Below are 23,589 nucleotides of genomic sequence, written 5' to 3'. Positions count from 1 at the left end.
TCTCTGGGATACTATGAAGAAAACAGATGTTGCCGTAATTGGTTTATCCTGTGTCTTTCCGGGCGCAAAGGATGCCCAAACTTTCTGGCAGAATATTATCAATAAAGTAGATTCTACCCAGTTGGCTCCTGCCGATCGTATCGATCCTGTTCATTTCAGTGACGAAACGAATCCCGTTGACCGCTTTTATTGTCAGCGAGGCGGATTTATCCCTGATTATGAATTTGATCCCACTGCTTTCGGTATTTTACCGCTAGCGGTTGAAGGTACGGAACCCGATCATTTATTAACCCTCGATCTGGTTCAGAAAGCCTTGGATGATGCCGGCATTTTTCAGAAAAACATTTCACTGGAAAAAACGGGAATCATTATTGGAAAAGGAAATTATACCGGACCCGGCGCCACCCGGGCCATTGAAATTGTAAGAACCGGAGAACAGATTTCCTCTTTATTAAAAGAATTATTACCCGATGTTTCTCCATCAGATATCGAAAAAGTAAAACACGCTTTCCAGGAAAGAAAAGGACGTTTCGCCGCCGATACCGCGATGGGGTTAATTCCCAATCTGGTAGCCTCTTTAGTAGCTAACCGCTTTAATTTGGGCGGGGTGGCTTTTACCGTGGATGCAGCTTGTGCAAGTGCCTTGTTGGCAGTAGATCATGCGGTACAAGAATTGCAAAGAGGCCGTTCAGACATCATGATTGCGGGCGGAGTTCATACCGGGCAAAACGCAGCTTTCTGGAGTATTTTCGCCCAATTGGGGGCTTTGTCCCGTCAACAGCAGATCAAACCTTTCAGCAGTGATGCAGATGGCTTATTGATCGGTGAAGGCTGTGGTTTTGTCGTATTGAAACGATTGGAAGATGCCGTTCGTGATCAGGACAACATTTATGCGGTCATCAAAGGAGTAGGAGTAAGCAGTGACGGTAACGGAACCAGTGTGATGAGTCCTTCTGTGAAAGGTCAGTTGAAAGCTTTACAGCAAGCTTGGGCGAATGCGGATTTAAATGAAAATCAAATAGGTTATATCGAAGCTCATGGAACAGGAACACCGCTTGGAGATAAAACAGAATTACAGACCCTCGCTCAATTCTTCGGAAAAGAAGAAGATGCTCAAATCGCAGGCATTGGTTCTGTAAAATCCAATATAGGACACGCCATGCCCGCTGCAGGAATGGCAGGATTAATAAAAACCTGTCTGGCTTTGCATCATGATACATTACCTCCAACATTGTATTGTGAAAACCCGACTCCGGATATGCAGAACACCAGGTTCGAACCGGTACAGGAAGTCAAAAGCTGGTCAAAGACCGGATTACCAAAAATAGCAGCAGTGAATGCTTTCGGGTTTGGTGGAATTAATGCCCATGTAGTGCTGGAAGGTTATGACATGCCTAAAAAAGACAAGGTTATAGTTTTAGCCAGACCAACACATGAAGAATTATTATCAGCATTACAAAATAATGAAACAACGGTAGGAGAAGGGAATTTCCGTGTGGCGATTTTCGATCCAAGTCCTGCAAGAATTGAAAAAGCAACAAAAATAGTTGCCAAAAATAATCCTTGGCGCAACAAACAGGATATCTGGTACACCAATACGCCTCTATTGCAAAACGGAGAAAAAGTGGCCTTTGTATTCCCCGGATTAGACGGATTGGCAAAAGGTGAAGTGGAAAGTGTAAGCCGTTATTTTAATATTTCAGCACCCATAGAAACCGAAGGGGAAGGATTATTAAATGATGCTTTGACCATTTTCAATAATTGCAGTATCATCGACCACTCACTAAAAAAGCTTGGAATTATTCCCGATATGAACGCAGGACACAGTTTAGGAGAATGGCTCGCCGGTTATTCTTCCGAATTGGCGGAAGTAAACTCTGTAAAAGCCCTCATTGATGTTTTAAACCCTGAAACTTTTGAATTAAAAGATTCCAAGTTTATTGCAATAGGAGCCGGAATTGAAACCATTCAACCAATTATTGAAGAAATTCCGGACGTTTATATTTCCAATGACAACTGTCCGAATCAGGTGATTCTTTGTGGAAGCAATACCGCGTTGGATAAATTGGTTCCGATCTTGAAATCAAAACAGATATTTCATCAGATTTTGCCTTTCCAATCAGGCTTTCACTCACCGTTTATTGCTGATAAATTAGAGGTGATTCTGGCAGGAATGGAAAAAGCACAGTTCCAGCAGACAAAAATTCCATTATGGTCGGCAACGACATTAGAGCCGTATCCAAGCGATCAGGAATCCATCAGAAAACTCAGCGCGGAACATCTTGTTGAGCCCGTTCGTTTCCGTGAGCTTACGGATAAGTTATATGAAGAAGGCGCAAGAGTCTTTATCCAGGTGGGAACAGGCGGATTAATGGGCTTTATTGATGATACCCTGAAAGGGAAAGCATTCAGCACCATTGCTTCGAGTGTTCCTACACGTTCTTCACTGGCGCAGTTACAACGCGTGGTGGCTGCTTTATTTGTGGAGGGGAAGACAGTGGCTCTTGACTTTTTAGAGCTCCAAAACTCTTCTCCAAAAGCAACCGGAAAAGGAATAAAGCTGGAACTGGGCTCACCGATTATCCGTGATTTTAAAGAAATCAAATCGTTGGCAAAATCAATGGAAGCCCCGAAGCAAAATATTGCTGCTACCGTGGCAAAATCAGGGCATCCGCTGATACAGGCGTTCCAGGATAATATTACAGATATGATCCGTATGCAGGAAGAAGTCCTGACCTTATTTCAGGATCGTTCTGCAACTCCCGTTCAAAATGCTGTGCTTCCAAAAATACAGACGCATGTAAGCAAAAATTTTGAGAAAACTTTACGGGTGACGTTGGAAACGCATCCCTATTTGATCGACCACAGTTTATTGAGACAACCGAAAGGCTGGACTGAAGTGGCCGATATGGAACCCGTGATTCCGATGACCATGATTTTCGAGCAATTGGCAGAAATCGCACAAGCTGAAATTCCGGGAAGCCAGGTTCATAAAATTATGAACGTAAGTGTTTTTCAATGGATGAATGTGGCAAAACCTTTCGAAAAAACCGTCAAAGGAGAATGGAAATCCACCCACCATGCTTATCTCGATATTGAAAATTTTGCCAATGCAGAAGTTCTGCTAACCTCTACGGCGAGACCCAATCCTACCTTCACCCTTTCCATTGGCGATGTGCTGCCTATCGAAAGGACACCCGAAGAAATCTATGATAGGCACATGTTCCATGGAGAACAATATCAGGGAATTACAGACGTTTCAAAAGTAGGAACAAAAGGGATCATCGGAAAAATCAAAGGAAACGGCGGAAAAGGCTCTCTGTTGGACAATGCAGGTCAATTATTCGGGCTTTGGCTGCAACTGACGTTAACGAAGGACAGAATTGCTTTCCCCGTAAAGATCAAAGACATTGAGTTTTTCGGAGATCTACACGATCAGGAGGGTATTTTTGAATGCACCTGCAGCCTGACAGAACTCAATGATGAATTTGCCATTGCAGATATTCTTTTAACCCGGAACGGAAAAGTATGGTGCAAGATTTCAGGCTGGCAAAACCGCCGTCTGGAAATCGATGCCGCTTTATGGAATGTCTCCATGTCGCCTTTGCACAACCGCCTTTCGGAGGAAATTGCGCCACAGGTGTTTTTCTTTCATCAGGCCTATTCAAGAGTGGCGTCGTGGGATTTTATCCTTAAAAGATATTTCAATCAGACAGAGAAAAAGCATCATAACACCTTATTGCCCAACAAAAGAAAAAGCTGGATGGTAAGCCGTGTTGCGGTAAAAGATGCCGTAAGAAACCTTCTTCGCCAGGAAAAAGATCACGCCTGCTTCCCTATTACGTTTGAAGTTGCCTCAGATGAGGTAGGAAAGCCTTATTTGATTGGGGATTCCACAAAAGACATCTATATTTCTTTAGCCCATAAAGGAAAAGATGCAGTCGGAATGGCTCGCAGCGGAAAACCGGTCGGGATCGATATGGAGATCATTGAAGAACGAAACTCAGGATTTTACGATCTGGTCTTTACAGATCATGAACGGGCATTATTAAAAGACAAAGACCAGGCAGAATGGACCACCCGTTTCTGGGTAGCCAAAGAAGCCTATGGAAAATTCAGGGGAACAGGATTGAAAGGAAATCCGAAACAATTCGAAGTCGAAAAAATAACAGATGATTCTTTATGGATCAATCAAACAGAAATCAAAACCATTAAACATAAAAATTATATCATAGGATGGACACTATAAACACAACCGCACAATTAAATCACGAAGAATTATTCACCCTTTTAAAAGGCTTTATCACAGACGTCATAGGCGAAGAATTTGTAGAGGAAATGGACATTACTCCGGAAAGCTCATTCACGAAAGACCTGGAAATGGACAGTATTGAAATCGTTGCTTTTTCTGAAAAGATCAAAGCGCATTTCGGAGACCAGATCGATTTCACGGGATGGCTGTCTTCTATGGACTTAGATGAGCTGATCAACCTGGATTTACGTATGATCATCAATTACATCTACGAATGCCAATAATCTCTGTTAACGGTAAAAAAGTTCATATTCAGGAACTCAATAAAGGGGCTGAACAAACGGTGGTGCTGATCCACGGGATGTTCAGTAATCTTTCCATTTATTATTTCAATATTGCCCCCGTTCTGGCCAAACATTTCCATGTGGTGATGTACGATTTAAAAAGCCACGGCATGAGCGAACGTTTTTTGGACGGCTACGATCTGGAAAATATGTCTTCCGATGTGCTTTCTTTAATGGATGCTTTAGATATTGAAAAAGCTCACCTTGCAGGTTATAGTTTCGGTGGCTTGATCGCTTTGAAAACTGCTTTAAAAGCACCTGACCGGGTAGAACGGTTAGTGGTTATCGAAGCACCCGATCCACAGGACGAAAAAGCCAGGAACATCATTGATGAATACAGCAAGGAGTTTCTGGAGCATTATGTGGCCAATTTTACCGATACCACCAAAGTACAGATGGGCAAAAGACAGATGGAAAAGAACCACCGGATGTATGAGTTTCTGTTCAATGAAACCACCATTAAAGCAGATATGATCAAAGAAAAGCATTTCCTGAGCGAAGTGGATTTTTCTGAATTACAGCCTTCCGCCTTATTGCTATACGGAGCTGATTCCAATTGCAGGCCGACAGGAGAATGGCTGAATAATCAGATCAGTCAATCCGAATTGCTTTTAATTCCCGGTGACCACAACATCCCGATCCAGGAGCCGGCTTTGATTGCAGAAACTATTGCCCGCTTTTTATCCCAACCCTCACCTAAAAACGTAACACAAAACCATGGCTAAATTTGTATTTATAGTTCCCCCTTTAACCGGTCATGTGAATCCCACGTTAAGCATCGGTGCCACTCTTCTGGAAAGAGGACATCAGGTGGCGTGGATCAGCCTTGATCCTCAATTAAAAAATAAGCTTCCGGAAGGCGGCGAATTATTACTGATTCAATACGACCAGACGGACGAAGAAAAAAGAGAAAGCGAAAATTATCTCGATATTATTTCTAAAAAAGTAGTCTATGGAATCGACAGCATCAAATTCCTTTATGAAGAGGTGCTGATTCCTTTGAACAGACATTGCTATAACGGAATCATTCCATTGCTAAAGCAGTATCAGCCTGATCTGGTGATCGGCGACCATCAGTTATTTGCGGCTTCTGTTGCTGCCAAAAAGCTGGGCTTACCTTATGCCACAACAGTTACCGCTCCGGCTGCCATCAAGATTATGAGCGAGCTTCCCAAAGTGCATGAATGGGAAGAAAAGCAGATCATTGCTTTACAGCAGGAGCTGGGTGTTGAAGAAAACCGGGCATTAGATTGTTCGGATCTGCTGACATTGGTCCTGACCTCAAAATATTTCTTTGGCGAAATGGATCTTACTTCCAATTATCAGTTCACGGGCCCTGTTCTTACCCAACGCCGGATTTCCAGTGAATTTGACTGGGAGAAATTCCACAGCAGTTCAAAGAAAAAAATTCTGGTCAGTATCGGAACTACCTTTGACCACGATCATAAAAAAGCATTTTTCCAGAAAGTGGCTGATGCTTTTAAAGAAGAAAACTTAACCGTTATAGTCGTTTCAGATCCTCAGCTTTTTGATCACTGGCCGGACAATTTTATGGTGTATCAGCAGGTTCCCCAGCTGGAATTGCTTCCTCATTTGGACGGAGTGGTCTGTCATGGAGGTCACAATACCGTTTCCGAAGCCATTTCCAATGGGCTGCCATTGGTAGTGATCCCTATTGCTTACGATCAGTCGCATGTGGCGGGACGCGTCGTGCGCACCGGAGCAGGGGAGCGCCTTAATTTTAACCGGTTTAAAGCCCATCACCTGAATGAAGCCGTACAGCAAATTTTGAATAATCCCGACTATAAAAAAGCGGCTGAAACGATTCGGGAATCTTTTACAGAAGCCGGAGGAAGTGTAACCGCTGCCGATTTGCTGGAAAATGCTGTTTCAGCATCAAAAACAGAAAAACCCAAGTCTAAGTTTCTATTTGTAGTTCCTCCGTTTTTCGGACATATCAGTCCTACTTTAAGTGTCGGTGCAAGTCTGATTGCCCGTGGCCATGAAGTGAAATGGTTCGGAATTACGCCTTTAGACCACAAGCATATTCCCGAAGGCGGAAGCTATTTTTACCCTGAAGAAGACCTGACCCCGTATCAGGAGGAGATCGCCCGTATTTTAAAAAGACAGGATGATGGTCCTGCCTGTTCAGGCCCTGAAGTGATGAAACTGGCCTTGGAGGAAACTTACGTTCCTTTTGCTAAAATGATGATGCCCGGACTGGAACGTCTTACGAAAGACTGGCAACCGGATGTGATCGTCAATGATTGTATTACGTTCGGAGGAGCCCTGTTTGCCCACAAAAATAATATTCCGTGTGTCACCACCACCCCTGTTCCGCCGGATGTGATGGGAGATACCGCGAACAATGCCCCGAAAATCTTCGAATGGCAGCAGAATTTAATCAAGCAGCTTCAAAAAGAGGTCGGAATTGAAGATGATGGTATTTTTATCCATTCTCATCAGTTGAATCTGGTGTTCACCTCACAAAAATTTGCAGACTTTGAAACGGTTCCATCCCATATGGAATTTGTAGGCCCTGTAAAAGGACGCCCGAATCCTGCTCCCTTCGACTGGGAAAAGCTGGAAGCCTCCAGCACACCGAAAATATTCGTGTCATTAGGAACCTTATTGGTGGATATCCGAAAAGCATTCTTTGAAAAAGTGATTGCTGCTTTAGGAGATCAGCCTGTAACAGTGATTGCTGCGACCCCACCGGATATCTTTGAAGAATGGCCGTCTAACTTTATCGTGAGCAGCTTTGTTCCTCAATCGGCATTGATGCCTCACATGGATATGGTGATCTGCCACGGCGGCTTCAATACGGTGAATGATACGTTCACCAACGGATTGCCGATGCTGATCACTCCCATTGCTTACGACCATTTTCATATCGCTAAGCTGATTGAAAAAGCGGGTTGCGGAATCAGCATCAGGTATAAAAGATTACGGGTTGAAGCCCTTCGTCAAACCGTTTTTGAATTGCTGGAAAACCCGGCATACAGAAATGCAGCAAAAGACGTTCAGCATACTTTGTTAACCGCAGGAGGGAATGACCGTGCGGTAGCATTGTTAGAAAATTTTGTACAACAGTCCACTTTAGTCCCGGTGTAGTTATGAAAAGAAGATTGCTATTCGGTGAGCGTATGCTGTTGGGAGACGGAACAGAGCCTTTCAATGCCGTTATCCCGTTCAGGTTGCGCGGAACATTTAAGGAAGAAGATATTCAGCAGGCTCTGCATCAGATTCAGGCTAAGCATCCGTGGCTGCGGGCTCTTATCACTTATGATGATCAACATATTCCCTGGTTTGAGGTCCCGGAACCTTCTTTACCCATTCCGGTACGGACCGTTCCCCGGAAAGGAGAAGACGATTGGCAGGAGGAATCCCAAAAGGAATGGCAGACCATATTCCGGTATGAAGAGCTTCCGCTGATCCGTTTCGTATGGATCAAAGGAGAGGAGGTTTCAGATATGCTGTTTGTGTTCCATCATTGCTTATGCGATGGGGGTTCCGCGATGGCTTTCCTGTATGAGTTTTTGCAGGTATTGGATCATCCGGCTGCGGATATCGGGATAGAACAACCCATTTTGGGAATCCAGGATGTGGTTCCGGCTGCTATTTTGAACAACCGCAGACAAAAGCTGAAAGCGAAGTTCATTGGCAGATTGGCGGCAACGGCCATTAAATGCATTCCTGTAGGGAAAAAAGCAATTGACCGTCAGGATGATTACCTGATTCATTGGAAGTTTGACGTCGTCACAAGTCAGGAGCTAATTTCTTATTGCAGATCAAAAGATGTTACCGTCAACACTTTTTTAAGTGCAGCGGTGCTTCAGGCATTCAAAAAGGTGAGAGGGAAATCGGCTTTCAACAAAGTTTCCTGTCCGGTGGATATCCGGCGTTTTGCCCCGCAGATCAAGAACGATCATATTTTCGCTTTCGGCCTGATGATCGTGCTGTCAGCGCAGGAGAAAATGAGCTTTCTGGATAATGTACGCCTGATGCAGGAAGCGGTGGAACGTAAAACGGCCAAGCTTAATCCTTATATCACGATGATGGTGATGGAATCCGGGCATGATGCCCTGAACAACTTTACGAAGCTGCTGAAACAGGGTAAGTCTTCCAACGACTGCATGTTTTCCAACCTGGGGCGTATTCAGATTCCTCATGAATACAATAAGTTTACGGTGGATACTATTTTCAGCCCTTCCGTAATCGGGCCTTTAGGGAATACAACGACGCTGGTTACCTCCACCTTCCGGGGAGAAATGGATTTCTCTTTCGTAGGAAGCGAAGGTTATTTACCGTATTCGGAAGCACTGGCGATCCGTGATGAGATGATGAAGACCGTACAGCAACAAATAGAATCTTTGGCCGTATGATGAAACGAAGATTAATGATGGTGGAGAGAATCATGTATGTAGATGCTCAGACGCCTTTAAACTGTGTGTTTACGGCCAAAGTCTCCGGTACACTTTCGGAAGAGAATTTCCGGCTCGCTTTAGCCAAAATCCAGCAGAAGCATCCTCTGCTGAGAACGGTTATCGATGATCAGAGTGAAACCTATCCTTTCTTTACGGAAGAAAAGGAAATCAAGCCTATACCGCTCCGTATAGTTTCGAGGCAGACGGAAAATGACTGGCTTCTGGAATCTGAAACGGAATGGTTCCGCCTGTTTGATGAAGATAAAAAGCCGTTGGCCCGCCTGGTTTGGATCAAAGGAAAAGACGTGTCCGAAATTCTTTGGGTGATGCCTCACTGTATCTCTGACGGCACTACCGGAGTTACCCTGATGCGTGAACTCCTTGCCCTGTTGGATGATCCGTCTTCTGAACTGCTTCCATATGAGGCATTCCGTTCCGTGGATGAATTTCTTCCTTCGGATTTCGATGCGGGAAAAAAGAAATATAAGGCTTATTTGTATTTGATCATGGCGAAAATTTTCTTCATGACGCAGAAAAAAAGCAGGATCAAAAACCTTGGAAAGAATTATGCCCTTCACCGAAAGCTGGACCCGCAGGTTACCAGGCAGATCACGGAAAAATGCAAAGCGCACGGGATTTCTGTGCATGCTTTGCTCTGTGCTGCATTTATGCAGGCTTTTCAGGAGATCCGGGGGAAGAAGGCGAAAGGGAAGGTGATCAGTCCTGTAGATGTGCGTCATTTTATTCCGGAGATCAAACAGGATCATCTGTTTGCTTTTGCTCCCACCGTTGAGCTTTCCCTGAAAAAAGGAAGTCAGAATGTACTGGAGAATGCAAAGGAGATCAAAAAAGAGCTTACCCAAAAGATCCAAAAAACAGAAGCAAGAGAACTCCTGTGGATGGGTGAGCGGATGCATTCTATGGTCGAGCGCATGATCTCTATGCTGAAATCGAGCAGAGGGGGACATGATATTACTTTATCCAATATGGGTAAGATAGATATTCCTCGGGATTATAAACATTTTACGCTGGAAACGATCTACAGCCCGACGGTTGCGTTCCCCTGGCTGAATTCCAATACGCTGGTGGCCACCACTTATAACCAGCAGATGGATTTTACCTTCATGTCGAATGAACATTTTCTTCCGAAAGAAGAAGCAATACAAATCAAAGATAAAGCTATTGAGCTGATGACTTCATGAAATTTGCGATAAAAAAGGCTCAACCTAAACCGATCAAAAAAACAACGCTGAACCGCTTTCTAAGGAAGCGGATGATCTATTATGTCCTTCCGAATGTGTTCTTTAATTTTATCATTGCCTACGCCAGCTTCAATGAATTGGGATACACGCACTTCTTTGCAGGAACGCAATGTCTGGCCAAACTGACCCTGCCTATGGCGATATTTTTACCCGTTGTTCTTACCATCGATATATTGAAAAGGGTAACCGATGCCGCTGAGCAGGAAGCCATTGAGTTCAGGGTAGATGAACAGTTAAATATTAAAAAACTCATGACCAAGCTAAGCATCTTATATAGCCTGATTACGGGAGCATTAGTATTATCCTTGCTCTTTATAGGGCAATATAATTTTTCAAAATATTATAAGCTGGATGCTACAGCGATGGCTATGATAGTGGGAACATTGGCAGGTGTACTGTCTGTTATTTTTGTGTATTTGCCGGTATGGAGGTTGAGGAAGTGGATGTATAGGAGAACAGTTACAACAGTTTTGAATATCAATCAATAATATTTTTATCCTGATTTAAATAAAGACCTGAATGATTAATGTTCAGGTTTTCATTTTTTTATCCAAAGCCGTTTACGGTTTACCGTAGCAGTTTTTGTTCCGTTTCTCTTTTCTTTACATTTTAATATTATTATTTTTACGGCAAATACTATTTTTTTTAATAATGGCTAAAAAAGTCCAGACTAAATCCACTGAAGAAATTCTGTGGGACTCTGCAAATAAATTACGTGGTTCCGTAGAACCATCAGAATATAAACACGTCGTTCTAAGTTTGATATTTCTCAAATTTGCGAATGATAAATTTTTAAGAAGAAGGCAAGAACTTATCAATGAGCACAAAGAAGCATTTCTCGAAATTCCTGAATTCTATCAGGCTGAAAATATTTTTTACCTTCCTGAAGAATCCCGATGGACATATATTATAGAAAATGCTAAACAGGAAGACATTACTTTAAAAGTAGATTCTGCACTGAAGACAATAGAGCGAACCAACAAGTCATTAGAAGGAGCTTTACCAGATAATTATTTTTCCCGTCTTGGATTGGATCAGTCTAAATTCTCTGCTCTATTAGATACCATCAACAATATTGATACCTTGAAAGATGAAGCCCATGATATTGTAGGGCGTGTCTATGAATATTTCTTAAGTAAATTTGCTATCGCAGAGGGAAAAGGAAAAGGAGAATTCTATACCCCAAAATCTATTGTTAATCTGATTGCAGAAATGATAGAGCCTTACAAAGGGAAAATCTATGATCCATCTTGCGGTTCTGGTGGTATGTTTGTACAATCCCTTAAATTTATTGAAAAGCATAAAGGCAACAAAAAGGATGTCTCTATTTATGGACAGGAATTAACCAACACTACCTATAAGCTGGCTAAAATGAACTTAGCTATTCGTGGTATTGCCTCCAATCTTGGAAGTAAAGCGGCAGATACCTTTGCGGATGATCAGCATAAAGATCTGAAAGCCGATTACATTATGGCCAACCCACCTTTTAATTTGAAGGATTGGCGAGCAGAAAATGAATTGACAGATGACCAACGATGGGCAGGTTATGAAGTACCACCAAAATCCAATGCCAATTACGCATGGATTCTGAATATGATCTCCAAACTATCTCAAAATGGCGTTGCTGGCTTTATCTTGGCAAATGGAGCTTTATCAGGTGGTGGGGAAGAATATAAAATAAGAAGGCAGATTATTGAAAATGATTTGGTGGAAGCTATTGTAATTCTACCCCAAGATATGTTTTATTCTACTAATATTTCTGTAACCCTTTGGATATTGAACCGTAATAAAAACGAACGAATTTTCGAAGTCAACGACGGCATTAAAAATTACCGTAATCGAAAAGGAGAAGTTCTATTTATGGATTTACGTCAAAAAGGAGAACCATTTGAAAAGAAGTTTACCCAATTAGGAGAAGAAGAAATAACAAGGATTGCTCAACATTATCATAATTGGCAACAGATTGATTGGGAAAACACCTATCAAAATGTTCCTGAATATTCTTATAGTGCAACTATTGAAGAGATACGCAAAAAAGATTATTCTTTGGTACCAAGCAAATATATAGAATTTATTAACCGTGACGAGTCTCTTGATTATAATAAACAAATGCAGACTTTGCAGGCAGATTTAAAAAACCTTTTCCAAAATGAGGAGAAACTGAAAAAAGAAGTTGCCAATGTTTTTAAGAATTTGGGATATGAGTTATAGAAAAATTGGGGATTTAATTCAGTTGGTAGATCATCGTAATAAAGATTTATCAGTAACTTATCTTGTTGGTCTTACGATCAATAAAAAATTTATTCCTTCTGTTGCAAATATTATAGGAACTGATATGAGTAATTACAAATTAATTCGTAAGAATCAATTTGCTTGTAGTACAATGCAGGTAAGAAGAGATAAAAAAATGCCCATTGCATTGCTCAAGAATGTGGATATTGCAATTATTTCCCAGGCTTATCCGGTTTTTGAGATTAGAGATGAGAATGAGATTTTACCAGATTATTTAATGCTTTGGTTTTCTCGCCCCGAGTTTGACCGTGAAGCCTGCTTTCATGCAGTTGGTGGGGTAAGAGGAAGTCTAGAATGGGAAGATTTCTGCGGAATGGAACTTCCCGTTCCATCAATTGAAGAACAAAATAAAATCATTACTCAATACCAAAGTATAGAAAACAAAATAAAAGTCAATGAGCAAATTTGTGAAAAGTTAGAAGCTACTGCGCAGGCTTTGTATTACAATATGGTTGAAGAAAACCAATGTAAAGAATCAATATTAAAAGATTTGTGCTCATTTCAGGAGGGTTATGTAAATCCTTCTCAAGAATATCCAAAATACTTTGATGGGAATATCAAATGGCTACGAGCAAATGACGTTAACGGAGGTTTTATTTTAAATACAAGTAGAACATTGACTGAAGAAGGTTTTAATAGTGCGGGAACGAGTGCATTGCTTTTCTCTCCACAAACAATTGTTATTACAAAATCAGGAACAATAGGGCGACTCGGAATCTTATGTGATTATATGTGTGGAAATAGGGCAGTAATAAATATAAAACCAAATGAAGAATGTAATTTGCCCTTTATATTTTTTGTATTAAAAACTAAATATAATGAGTTAATTGATATGGCTGTAGGTAGTGCTCAAGCGAATTTATATGTCCCAATTTTAGCTTCTTTAAAAATAAAGATACCTGGAAAAGAAGTTTTAAACCATTTTAACTTAGTTGGAAATAATCTTCTAGAATTAATAAAATTTAAAACGCAAGAAAACCAAAAGCTTACCCAACTACAAAGTTTGTTATTATCGCGATTGGCGGTTGAGAAGAAATTGGAAAATGTATTATGAGAAAATAAGAAAAGTATAATAAAAACTATGGAGTAGTGAAGAACCGAAGTAGACGTATTAGGGCAAAAGGCGAAAGTCTACCTAACTTGAAAAACGGTTAGAGTCTGTAGATTTCATATAGACAAATAACTAAGAGAATATCTTGGGAAACTTGTCCAAACACTCCTATCTGAATCAATTTCAGTAAGGTTGGAATCATACCAGAGATGAATGCTGTCAATTTGTTCATACCATTTGAATATAGTTGCAAAGTTACATCAATTATTTAGCTACCCAGCGTATAGTCGGAGCGATGAGCAATCATCGATAGAGCATGTCTACTTCAGGGAAATGTGTAATTTCCTAAAGGATTGCTTCGCACTGGGTCTTCGCTACTCCTTTTATAATCATGGAAATAAAAGATTGGTTTAAAATTAAGAGATATCCTCATATAGGTTTTCCTATAGAGAGTAGAATGCGATTACAATGGATTGAAAAATATATCACTAATCCTGACCAAATGGCTAAACATGGTTTTTTACCCTTCATTCATAAAACTAATTATCAGAGAAAGTTTAGAAAAAAATATGACGAAAATACAGGAAATAAAATAGTATTTTCTGAAGATGAAAAGTTAATTTCTAGATATAAAAAAGAAAAGAAAAGAGAGATATTCTATGCAAGTCACATCGATGCATTAATTTATAGCTATTATGCTACAATACTTAATATAGAATATGAAAAATGTATTGAAAAATATAATATTGGAGACGTAATTAATGCTTATCGATCCATCCCTTTAAATCCTACAGATCCTAATTCAAGCAATAAATGTAATGTCGATTTCGCTAATGATGTATTTAAATACATACTGGATTATAATCAAACAGAGTTTTCAGTAGTAGCATTTGATATTTCCAGTTTCTTTGACAATTTAGATCATAAGTTATTAAGAGATATTTGGATGGAAATTTTAGATGTAAAATCACTTCCACCAGATCATTTTAATATTTATAAAAATATTACAAGATTTTCTTTTATTGATATTGTAGATATCTTTAATCTTTTTCAAAATCAAATTTTTACAAGACGAAAAAATAAAGATGGCACTAATCTGCCTATAAAAAGGCGTAAAGTAGCAAAAATTAAATTTTTAAAAAGTCAAAGTGCCATTGCTTTTTGTACAAAAAAAGAGTTTTATGCCAATAAGGGAAAACTACTTAAACCCTCAAAAACTTTTAAAAATAAAGATGGAAGCATAACTTATAAAAACTTTGGCATTCCACAAGGTTCTCCTATTAGTGCTATTTTGGCAAACATGTATTTATTACACTTTGATAAAATCATTAATGATGTAATATCTAAGTTTGGAGGAATCTACCGTCGTTATTCTGATGATATGGTAGTAATATGCCCTCTTGACAAAAAAACAGAAATTTCTGAATTGATATACACGGAGATTGAAAAATATAAGTTAGAAATTCAAAGAGAAAAAACACAAATCTTTAGATTCAAAAAGGAAAATGACAGATTGATCTGTGGTCAAGAATTTATTAAGCAAATTAATTGGGATAAAAACTTTATTTATTTAGGATTTGAATTTGATGGAAAATATACTACAATTAAGTCTGGAAGCATTTCCAACTATTATAGAAAAATGAAAAGAAGCATCCGTCGGGCAAAGCACTACTCTTCTAAAAAAGGAAAATTCAAAAATGAAATATTTAAAAGAAGACTGTATAAAATGTTTACCTATAAAGGAGCAAAAAGATTTAAAAAATACAAATGGGATAACAGTCAAAATAAATTTATTAAATCGGAAGATTATAACTGGGGAAATTTTTTATCTTATGTCTATAAATCTTCAAAAGTAATGGTAAATAATAAAATAAAAGGACAGATTAAAAACCACTGGAAGATTTTCCATGACGAATTGAACTCGTAAAAATAATTTTATTACATTTAAACTAATATCATGAAATATATTGAATCCCAATTAGAAAAATCATTCATTCACCTTCTAAAAGAAGAAGGTTATGAGTATTTAGATGGCAAAAAAATATTGCGGAGCTCTAATCAAGAAGTATTGATCAGGGAAGATCTAAGTGATTTTCTAATGCAGCAATATCCAGATCTGGAAGCTATAGAATTGGAAACCATTATTAATGAACTTGCCTATCAACCTGCATCCAACCTATATGATAGTAATAAGCATATTGGTGAAATTTTAGCAGATGGTTGGGTTTTCAAAAGAAATAATCCAGCTAAAAAAGATCTGCACATTCGTTATATTGATATTGATGAAAATAGTCTTTTACAAACCAACCATTTTAAAATTGTTAATCAATTAGAGATTCAAGGTAAGGAACTTCGTATTCCAGATCTTATTCTTTATATCAATGGTATTCCTATTGTTGTTTTTGAGTTTAAAACAACGATTGAAGAAGAGATTACGATACATGATGCATACAAACAATTAAGTATACGGTACCGGAGAGATATTCCGGAACTGATGAAATACAATGCATTTTGTATCATTAGCGATGGTGTGAATAATAAAGCAGGATCTTTGTTTGCCCCTTATGATTTCTTTTATGGCTGGCATAAAATTACTGGAGAAGAAAAAAAAGCTTTAACAGGTATTTATACTGTAACGTCTATCGTTCATGGAATGCTAAATAAACAAAGGCTTTGTGATATTCTACATCATTTTATTCTGTTTCCTGACACTTCTAAAAAAGAAGACAAAATACTTTGTCGTTATCCTCAATATTATGCAGCAAACAAACTTTTTGACAACATATTAAAGCATCGTAAACCTGAAGGTGATGGTAAAGGTGGAACCTATTTTGGAGCTACAGGATGTGGAAAAAGTTTCACCATGCTATTCTTGTCCAGATTGCTGATGCGTTCGACAAAATTTTCGAGCCCAACCATCATTATTATTTCAGATCGTACTGATCTTGATGACCAACTATCAAGAGATTTCACCAACGCCAAAGACTTCATTGGTGATGAAAATATTATCAATATAGAATCCAGAGAAGATCTGAGAGCAAGACTGAGAGGGAGAGAAAGCGGAGGTGTTTTTCTAACAACTGTTCAAAAGTTTGCAGAAGATGATGAAATTTTGTCTGACAGAAATAATATTATCTGTATTTCAGATGAAGCCCATCGTTCACAGGTTAATCTTGATTTGAAAATTCGTATTGATGAAGAAAAAGGAGTTAAGAAATCTTACGGTTTTGCAAAATATCTGCATGATTCTTTACCCAATGCAACTTATGTGGGGTTCACTGGAACACCTATTGATAAAACACTTGACGTTTTCGGTGAAATAGTAGATTCTTACACAATGTTGGAATCAGTTGCAGATGAAATTACAGTAAGATTAGTGTATGAAGGTCGTGCTGCCAGAGTTAATCTTGATCATTCTAAAGTAGTCGAGATTGAAAAATATTATGACAGTGCAGTTGCTGAAGGAGCTTCCGAATATCATGTTGAAGCCAGTCAAAAAGCTATTGCTAAAATGGAATCTGTATTAGGAGACCCTGACCGCATCAAAGCTATTGCACAAGATTTTATACAGCACTATGAAAGCCGTGTAGCAGAAAAAGCTACTGTTGCTGGCAAGGTCATGTTTGTATGTACATCCCGTGAAATTGCCTATAAACTGTTTTTAGAAATTATTGCACTTCGTCCGGAATGGAATGAAATTAAAATTGCAGATCACCTTACCGAAAAAGAACAGAAAGAAATAAAGCCTATTGAACGTATCAAAATGGTTATGACTAGAAACAAAGATGATCATGAATCTCTTTGGAACCTTTTGGGAACGAAAGATGACCGCAAGGATCTGGACCGACAATTTAAACAGATCCATTCCAATTTTAAGATAGCTATTGTGGTAGACATGTGGCTGACGGGATTTGATGTTCCTTTTCTTGATACAATCTATATTGATAAGCCACTGCAAACTCATAATCTGATACAAACTATTTCCCGTGTAAACAGAAAGTTTGAAGGAAAAGAAAAAGGTTTGGTAGTAGATTATATAGGAATTAAAAAGAACTTGAATCATGCTTTGGGATTATTCAATAATCAAACCGCCACTGATGATTTTGAGGATCTGGATAAAGCCGTGATTATTGTAAAAGATCAGCTTGAGTTATTACGACAGTTTTTCTACCAGTTTGACACCACAGATTATTTTACAGGCTCACCTGTAGAGCAGTTACAATGTTTAAACAAAGCATCAGAACTGGTTTTACAAACGGAGAAATCTGAACAGTTTTTTGTAGAGGTGACCAAAAAATTAAAAGCAGCATATAATCTGACCTGTGGTTCTGAAATATTCAACAGTAACCAAATAGATGAAATACACTTCTATTTTGCTATCAAATCTATAGTTGTGAAACTAACTAAAGGTGAGGCACCAGACACTGCACAGATGAATGCTAAAGTGAGTAAAATGGTAGAAGATGCTATTATCTCTGAAGGTGTAGAAGAAATTTTTAAGCTGGATGATAACAAGGCAAATGCTATTGATCTGTTCAATGATAAATTTCTCGAAAAAATTAATAATCTTGAATTACCGAATACCAAAATTAAAATTTTAGAGCGCCTTTTAAAGCAGACAATTTCAGATTTCAAAAAAGTAAATAAAGTAAAAGGAATTGAGTTTTCTGAGCGCCTACAAAGTATAGTCAACCGTTATAACGAAAGAAGTGAGCTTGACATCCTGGACTATAATGATATTCGAGAAAGTACATCAGAACAAATCCTTGATCTGATTCTAAATCTTCGTACCGAAATGGCTTCTTATCAGGATTTAGGAGTTGACTACGAAGAAAAAGCCTTTTATGATATACTTGATTCTATCTCTAAACAATATGGATTTGACTTCGACAAAGCTAACATGCTGGAACTGGCTCAGGAAATAAAGAAGATCGTAGATAATACCGCAGAATATCCTGACTGGAGTGACAGAGAAGATATCAAAGCAAAACTAAAAATGGATATTATTGTAAAATTACATCAATATGGTTATCCACCAATTACACAGGATGATGTGTACAAGAATGTTCTCGAACAGGCAGAAAACTTTAAAAAAAATAGATAATATAAGAAAGTCAACCTAAAAGTTAGTTTCTTACTTTTATAGTATCTTATCTCTTTAATCAATTTCTTCGGCCTTGTCGTTCATAGAGTTCTATTTTCTCTTGTTTATTTGTATACGGGTATATTGAACAAAATAATTACAGTGGAAATATTGGCAAGATGAGAACTGATTGATAAAGACTGTTTTTATCATGGTTGAGTGCAAGATCAAAGACCACAACCATTGCCTAATGATATTATCTTAACCAAACAATAATATTTAATTTAATCCCCAGATGTATTTGAGGGTTTTTATTTTAATAATTACATGAATAAATTTTTACTGACTCTTTTTATCTAAAGATATTATAAAACCCACAGCCACCCATCGGGTGGCTGTGGTGGCATAATCATTTATACCGAAACATATTCAAAAACCAATATTATATGTTATTTTTTAACTACTTTTTTGGTGATAATCTTTCCGTTTTTCAGCTCTCCCTGTAGCAGGTAAACGCCATTTGGAAGCCCGGAAATATTGAGAGTTTTGCTGTGAGAAGTTTTCAGGACTAACTTTCCTTCGGCATTGGTGAGGTTCATTTTTTTAATGTCATCTTTGGATTGCAGTGTGATCAAATCTGAGCTTGGATTCGGGTAAACACTGATTGGGTTTTCCACATGATCCAAGTCGGCTGTGGACAGGGAAGAAGTGGTATAATAAGCCAAAGAGGGTTGGGTAGTGGTGGTTCCGTTAATGGTAAACGTATTGAAGGCTACACTGAGTATAATCCCCACACTTTCATTCACCCACTGGTAAGATTCATTAACATAGGACATTGGTGGCGATCCCGGAAAGGTCTGGGTACCGTTTCTTACTCTTTTTATTCTTAAACAATTGGTGAATGTTCCGGTGGGAGTGATCACGGTTCCGTAGCCATCTACTTTGAAGGTTTGTGTACCGCTTTCCGTTCCCGTTCCTGTGCTGAACTGATACGTATCCGTAAATTCCTGCAGATAGCTTACCGGAAATTTATATTGAATTAAAGGATCGGTATAGGTCATGGTAGCATCTCCCGGATTGCTGTAATTTCCCAGTACGGAAGCATCCATATCCGTGAACAAGTTGTAATCATAATTTTCAGAGCCAACCAGCTTTGACATTCTGTTCGCGGCAGGAAACCTGAAACAGTTGGTTTGCCCCGGACAGGAATACATACTGATGCTGATCGTCTGCATGGGAGTATAAGAAGAAAAATCCCATGTGATATTCGCTCCGGAAGGCCCCGGACTTAAAGCGTTGGTGACATTCGCGTGGTTAACATTCATCGTTACATTCACCCGGTCAAGACCTGCTCTGGTGACGGTAGATTGAGCCGTAGCTCCTATAGCCATACCCATGGTGAAGATAAAGTATAACTTTTTCATTTTGTATTAAATTTTGTGACTTGGTTTTACAAATTTATTCCCATGGAAGGGATGTATCAATCCTGAAAAACAGGTAATTATTTCTACCTAAATTTAGGTATTGGATGATGAGGTGAAAAGTGGTATTTTATTTTGGATGAACTCAACTTTCGTTCTGAAAATAGTTATTTTAGCCTCATGAAAATTCAAATCATCAGCGATTTGCACCAGGAGTTTGGCTATACCGATTTAAATTTTGACCGGTCGGATGTTGTGGTGTTGGCGGGAGATGTCAACCTGGGAACGAAAGGGGTGGAATGGATCAAATCAAAGATCCCGGATAAACCTGTCATGTATGTTCTAGGAAATCATGAATATTACAAAGGCTCTTATCCGAAAACACTGAACAAAATAAAAGAAGCTGCTATTGGCTCAAATGTGATTGTTCTTGAAGATAACTTTGTAGACCTTGACGGAATACGATTTCACGGAACCACTTTATGGACCGACTTTTCTATTTTCGGGGATCCGATGCAATACGGGATGATCTGTCAATCGGCAATGAATGATTACAAAAAGATTAAAAGAGATCCTTCTTATTCTAAAATGAGAACCATTGATATTTTTAAAATTCATCAGCTTTCAAGAATGTGGTTAAAAGAAAGCCTTACCCATTCAAAAGATCTGAAGAATATTGTCATTACCCATCATGCACCGAGTATACAATCTGTTCCTGAACATTTTAAGAATGATCCCGTGACTTCGGCCTATGCTTCCAATCTTGAGGATTTTATTGTAGAACATCAGCCATTGTATTGGATTCATGGACATATTCATACTCCTTGCCGGTACAAAATAGGGAAAACAGAGATTATTTGCAATCCCCATGGATATATAGATGAAAAGTATAATGGATATGATAAAGAATTAATTATAGAAGTATAAAAAGAAGCTGTCTCAAAAGTGTCATTCTGAGCGAAATGAAATGTAGTGAAGAATCTCAAATGATTAATCAGATTCTTCCTTCGTCAGAATGACAGCCAACTTATTTGACTTTTGGGACAGGCTCTTTTTTTATTTATGATTGATCTTATTTCAGTGTAAATTTAACCTTGGTTTTAATAGCATCAGAAGAATTTCCGATCTGTGCTTCAAAGTCTCCCGGTTCAGCTACCCAATCGTGCTTTTCTGCATCAAAATAGCTTAAAGCCATTTTATCGATGGTAAAGCTTACTTCTTTCTGTTCGCCAGGATTGAGGTACACCTTTTCAAAACCTTTCAATTCTTTGGCAGGACGTGGAACTGATGATTTCGGATCACTGATATAAAGCTGTGCTACTTCCGCACCGGCTCTTTTCCCGGTATTTTTTACCGTAACGGTAAAAGTGATCTTGTCTTCCTGTGACATAACGGTTTTATCCGCCTTAGCTTTTCCGAATTCAAAAGTGGTATAGCTCAGGCCATGTCCGAAACTGAATAAAGGTTTGATCTTTTTCGTATCATGCCAACGGTAGCCCACAAAAATTCCTTCATTATACGTAATGTTAATAGGGTTTTTCTGATCCTTTCCTTTTCCTGCTGCCAGTTCTTCTTTATTTCCCGGATATTCTCCCAACTGGTGAGCTGCATTATCTTCAAGCTTCACAGGGAAAGTAAACGGTAATTTCCCAGATGGATTCGCATCTCCTGCTAAAACAGAAGCAAGGGAATTTCCGGCTTCAGAACCTAAATACCAGGCCTGAATCACTGATGGAACTTCTTTAATCCACGGCATCGCAACAGCATTCCCTGAAACCATTACTACAGCAAGGTTTTTATTCGCTTTGGCCAATGCAGAGATCAAACGGTCCTGGTTGTAAGGAAGGCCATAACTTTTTCTATCATTTCCTTCACTGTCCTGGAAATCACTTTTATTTAATCCGCCTACGAAAATGACGAAGTCAGATTTTTTGGCCAGCTCTACGGCTTCATTCATTAGTTCGGTTTCAGAACGGTCGTCTTTTAAGTTTTGTCCGGATTTTACGCCATTGTACTCACCGCCGATATCACCCACATACCCTCTTGCATACTGTACATCCGCCTGCTTTCCGAATCTTGTCTTAATTCCGTCTAATGGCAATGTTTCGTATTTTACTTTCAATGAAGATGAACCACCGCCAACAGTCATGATTTTAATGGCATTCTCCCCGATAACCGCAATTTTCTTTGTTTTGTTGACGTCTATCGGAAGAATATTTCCTTGATTTTTTAATAAAACGATTCCTTCTTCTCCAATTTCCTTCGCCACCGCTTTATGCTCTTCAGAAGCGATGTTTCCGAAAGGTTTGTTTTTGTTCATCGTGGTTTTATAAGCCAGGCGAAGTATTCTTGTTACTTTATCATCAAGCTCTTTGGTGCCTACTTTTCCGGATTTAATCAATTTCAGATACGGTTTTGCCAGGTAATAGTTGTCATAGGCATTGGAATTTCCTTCAGAAAGGCCATTCGTCCAGCTTCCGAATTCAAGATCCAATCCGTTATGGATAGCCTGTTCGGTATTGTTTACTGCACCCCAGTCGGAAACTACCACTCCTTTATATTGCCATTCTCCTTTCAAAATATCATTTAAAAGATACTGGTTCTGACTTGCGTATTGGTTTTTATACATGTCATACGCTCCCATAATCGTCCAGGAATCACCCTCGGTTACGGCGGCTTTAAAAGGCGGTAGGTATATTTCGTACAGTGCTCTATCATCAATATTCACATTGCTCGTGTGACGGAACATTTCCTGATTATTCAACGCAAAATGCTTGACACTGGTCGCTACTCCGTTGGATTGTACTCCCTGGATATAAGGAACAACCATTTTGGAAGTCAGGAAAGGGTCTTCCCCCATATATTCAAAGTTTCTTCCATTCAATGGAGTCCTGTAAATATTGACTCCAGGGCCTAAAAGGATGTCTTTTTTTCTATAACGGGCTTCTTCGCCTAATGCTTTTCCATATTTCCAGGACATATTTTTATTCCAGGTAGCGGATAAAGCTGTTAAAGCAGGATAAGCAATAATAGAATCATTGGTCCAGCCCGCCTGGTTCCATTCGTCCCACATCACTTCCGGGCGAACCCCGTGAGGTCCGTCTGTCGTCCAGAATTCAGGAATTCCTAATCTCGGAACACCCGGAGAGCTGAATTTGGATTGGGCATGAAGCATGGCGATTTTTTCTTCCAGGGTCATTCTGGAAAGGGCGTCCTGAATGCGTTGTTCAACAGGTTGAGAATCGTCCAGGTAAACGGGCAGGGAAGTAGTTTGGGCCATTGAAGAAACAGAAATAAGAGTGAATAGACTTACTATGACAGTTTTCTTTAGCATAAAAACCTTTTTATTGATTGGATAACAAAAGTAAGTAAAATTTTTATTATCCCAAATTGAGAAAATAAAAAATCAACAATAAGGTTCAATAGTTATGAGTTATGAGTGATGAGTTTCAAGCAC

14 protein-coding genes are annotated in these 23,589 nt (G+C 39.0%); 12 read left to right on the top strand and 2 right to left on the bottom strand.

Annotated elements, in window-relative coordinates:
• Positions 1–13 precede the first annotated feature (13 nt).
• The 11 genes from ACGHIN_RS11180 to ACGHIN_RS11130 all read left to right on the top strand — a co-directional run bounded on the left by ACGHIN_RS11180 (position 14) and on the right by ACGHIN_RS11130 (position 18,732).
• Positions 14–4,249, top strand: coding sequence for a beta-ketoacyl synthase N-terminal-like domain-containing protein (locus ACGHIN_RS11180; protein ID WP_390453434.1), 4,236 nt, complete (start codon positions 14–16; stop codon positions 4,247–4,249).
• Positions 4,237–4,536, top strand: coding sequence for an acyl carrier protein (locus tag ACGHIN_RS11175; RefSeq protein WP_390453431.1), 300 nt, complete (start codon positions 4,237–4,239; stop codon positions 4,534–4,536). The genes ACGHIN_RS11180 and ACGHIN_RS11175 overlap by 13 nt, the downstream gene beginning before the upstream one ends.
• Positions 4,527–5,321 carry an alpha/beta fold hydrolase gene (locus ACGHIN_RS11170; protein ID WP_390453428.1) on the top strand — a complete coding sequence of 265 codons (795 nt, stop codon included), beginning with the start codon at positions 4,527–4,529 and terminating at the stop codon, positions 5,319–5,321. Before ACGHIN_RS11175 ends, ACGHIN_RS11170 begins: the two co-directional genes overlap by 10 nt.
• Entirely contained in the window at positions 5,314–7,710 is a 2,397-nt protein-coding gene (locus ACGHIN_RS11165) for a glycosyltransferase (RefSeq protein WP_390453425.1), read from the top strand. Before ACGHIN_RS11170 ends, ACGHIN_RS11165 begins: the two co-directional genes overlap by 8 nt.
• A gap of 2 nt (positions 7,711–7,712) precedes the next feature.
• Positions 7,713–8,981, top strand: a complete 1,269-nt coding sequence (locus tag ACGHIN_RS11160; protein WP_390453422.1) for a condensation domain-containing protein — start codon at positions 7,713–7,715, stop codon at positions 8,979–8,981.
• Complete coding sequence (locus ACGHIN_RS11155) at positions 8,978–10,225, top strand: condensation domain-containing protein (protein WP_390453419.1); 1,248 nt, start codon at positions 8,978–8,980, stop codon at positions 10,223–10,225. Before ACGHIN_RS11160 ends, ACGHIN_RS11155 begins: the two co-directional genes overlap by 4 nt.
• Positions 10,222–10,773 carry a hypothetical protein gene (locus ACGHIN_RS11150; RefSeq protein ID WP_390453416.1) on the top strand — a complete coding sequence of 184 codons (552 nt, stop codon included), beginning with the start codon at positions 10,222–10,224 and terminating at the stop codon, positions 10,771–10,773. The genes ACGHIN_RS11155 and ACGHIN_RS11150 overlap by 4 nt, the downstream gene beginning before the upstream one ends.
• A gap of 163 nt (positions 10,774–10,936) precedes the next feature.
• Positions 10,937–12,496: a type I restriction-modification system subunit M gene (locus ACGHIN_RS11145; protein ID WP_250226361.1), complete on the top strand. Its 1,560-nt coding sequence runs from the start codon at positions 10,937–10,939 to the stop codon at positions 12,494–12,496.
• Positions 12,465–13,631, top strand: coding sequence for a restriction endonuclease subunit S (locus ACGHIN_RS11140; RefSeq protein ID WP_390453413.1), 1,167 nt, complete (start codon positions 12,465–12,467; stop codon positions 13,629–13,631). Before ACGHIN_RS11145 ends, ACGHIN_RS11140 begins: the two co-directional genes overlap by 32 nt.
• 388 nt (positions 13,632–14,019) lie before the next feature.
• Entirely contained in the window at positions 14,020–15,555 is a 1,536-nt protein-coding gene (locus ACGHIN_RS11135; protein WP_390453411.1) for a reverse transcriptase domain-containing protein, read from the top strand.
• A 30-nt stretch (positions 15,556–15,585) separates the two neighbouring features.
• A complete protein-coding gene (locus tag ACGHIN_RS11130) occupies positions 15,586–18,732 on the top strand; it encodes a type I restriction endonuclease subunit R (protein WP_390453408.1) in 3,147 nt (1,048 codons plus the stop codon).
• A 428-nt stretch (positions 18,733–19,160) separates the two neighbouring features.
• On the opposite strand, the gene ACGHIN_RS11125 is transcribed toward ACGHIN_RS11130, so the two are convergent.
• The gene (locus ACGHIN_RS11125) at positions 19,161–20,135 is read right to left on the bottom strand and encodes a T9SS type A sorting domain-containing protein (RefSeq protein WP_390453405.1); all 975 of its coding nucleotides are present in this window, start codon (positions 20,133–20,135) and stop codon (positions 19,161–19,163) included.
• Between the two features lie 177 nt (positions 20,136–20,312).
• On the opposite strand from ACGHIN_RS11125, the gene ACGHIN_RS11120 reads away from it, so the two are divergent.
• Positions 20,313–21,059 (top strand): metallophosphoesterase, encoded by a 747-nt coding sequence (locus tag ACGHIN_RS11120; RefSeq protein ID WP_390453402.1) that lies wholly within the window; start codon positions 20,313–20,315, stop codon positions 21,057–21,059.
• Positions 21,060–21,204: 145 nt separating this feature from the next.
• Here the strand turns inward: ACGHIN_RS11120 and ACGHIN_RS11115 are convergent, their stop codons facing one another.
• On the bottom strand, positions 21,205–23,466 hold the full coding sequence (locus tag ACGHIN_RS11115; protein ID WP_390453400.1) for a glycoside hydrolase family 3 C-terminal domain-containing protein: 2,262 nt from the start codon (positions 23,464–23,466) through the stop codon (positions 21,205–21,207).
• Positions 23,467–23,589: the final 123 nt, after the last annotated feature.

The sequence above is a fragment of the Chryseobacterium barbadense genome (assembly GCF_042849955.1).
Taxonomy (GTDB): Bacteria; Bacteroidota; Bacteroidia; order Flavobacteriales; family Weeksellaceae; genus Chryseobacterium.
Note: the sequence above shows the minus strand (reverse complement) of the source record. Positions and strands in the feature narration are given on the sequence as shown.

Bases quoted from the DNA above. Each gene is read 5' to 3' on its own strand.
- ACGHIN_RS11125 (WP_390453405.1), bottom strand. From the start codon at position 20,135: ATGAAAAAGTTATACTTTATCTTCACCATGGGTATGGCTATAGGAGCT.
- ACGHIN_RS11140 (WP_390453413.1), top strand. From the start codon at position 12,465: ATGTTTTTAAGAATTTGGGATATGAGTTATAGAAAAATTGGGGATTTA.
- ACGHIN_RS11170 (WP_390453428.1), top strand. From the start codon at position 4,527: ATGCCAATAATCTCTGTTAACGGTAAAAAAGTTCATATTCAGGAACTC.
- ACGHIN_RS11115 (WP_390453400.1), bottom strand. From the start codon at position 23,466: ATGCTAAAGAAAACTGTCATAGTAAGTCTATTCACTCTTATTTCTGTT.
- ACGHIN_RS11160 (WP_390453422.1), top strand. From the start codon at position 7,713: ATGAAAAGAAGATTGCTATTCGGTGAGCGTATGCTGTTGGGAGACGGA.
- ACGHIN_RS11145 (WP_250226361.1), top strand. From the start codon at position 10,937: ATGGCTAAAAAAGTCCAGACTAAATCCACTGAAGAAATTCTGTGGGAC.
- ACGHIN_RS11155 (WP_390453419.1), top strand. From the start codon at position 8,978: ATGATGAAACGAAGATTAATGATGGTGGAGAGAATCATGTATGTAGAT.
- ACGHIN_RS11120 (WP_390453402.1), top strand. From the start codon at position 20,313: ATGAAAATTCAAATCATCAGCGATTTGCACCAGGAGTTTGGCTATACC.
- ACGHIN_RS11135 (WP_390453411.1), top strand. From the start codon at position 14,020: ATGGAAATAAAAGATTGGTTTAAAATTAAGAGATATCCTCATATAGGT.
- ACGHIN_RS11165 (WP_390453425.1), top strand. From the start codon at position 5,314: ATGGCTAAATTTGTATTTATAGTTCCCCCTTTAACCGGTCATGTGAAT.
- ACGHIN_RS11150 (WP_390453416.1), top strand. From the start codon at position 10,222: ATGAAATTTGCGATAAAAAAGGCTCAACCTAAACCGATCAAAAAAACA.
- ACGHIN_RS11130 (WP_390453408.1), top strand. From the start codon at position 15,586: ATGAAATATATTGAATCCCAATTAGAAAAATCATTCATTCACCTTCTA.
- ACGHIN_RS11180 (WP_390453434.1), top strand. From the start codon at position 14: ATGAAGAAAACAGATGTTGCCGTAATTGGTTTATCCTGTGTCTTTCCG.
- ACGHIN_RS11175 (WP_390453431.1), top strand. From the start codon at position 4,237: ATGGACACTATAAACACAACCGCACAATTAAATCACGAAGAATTATTC.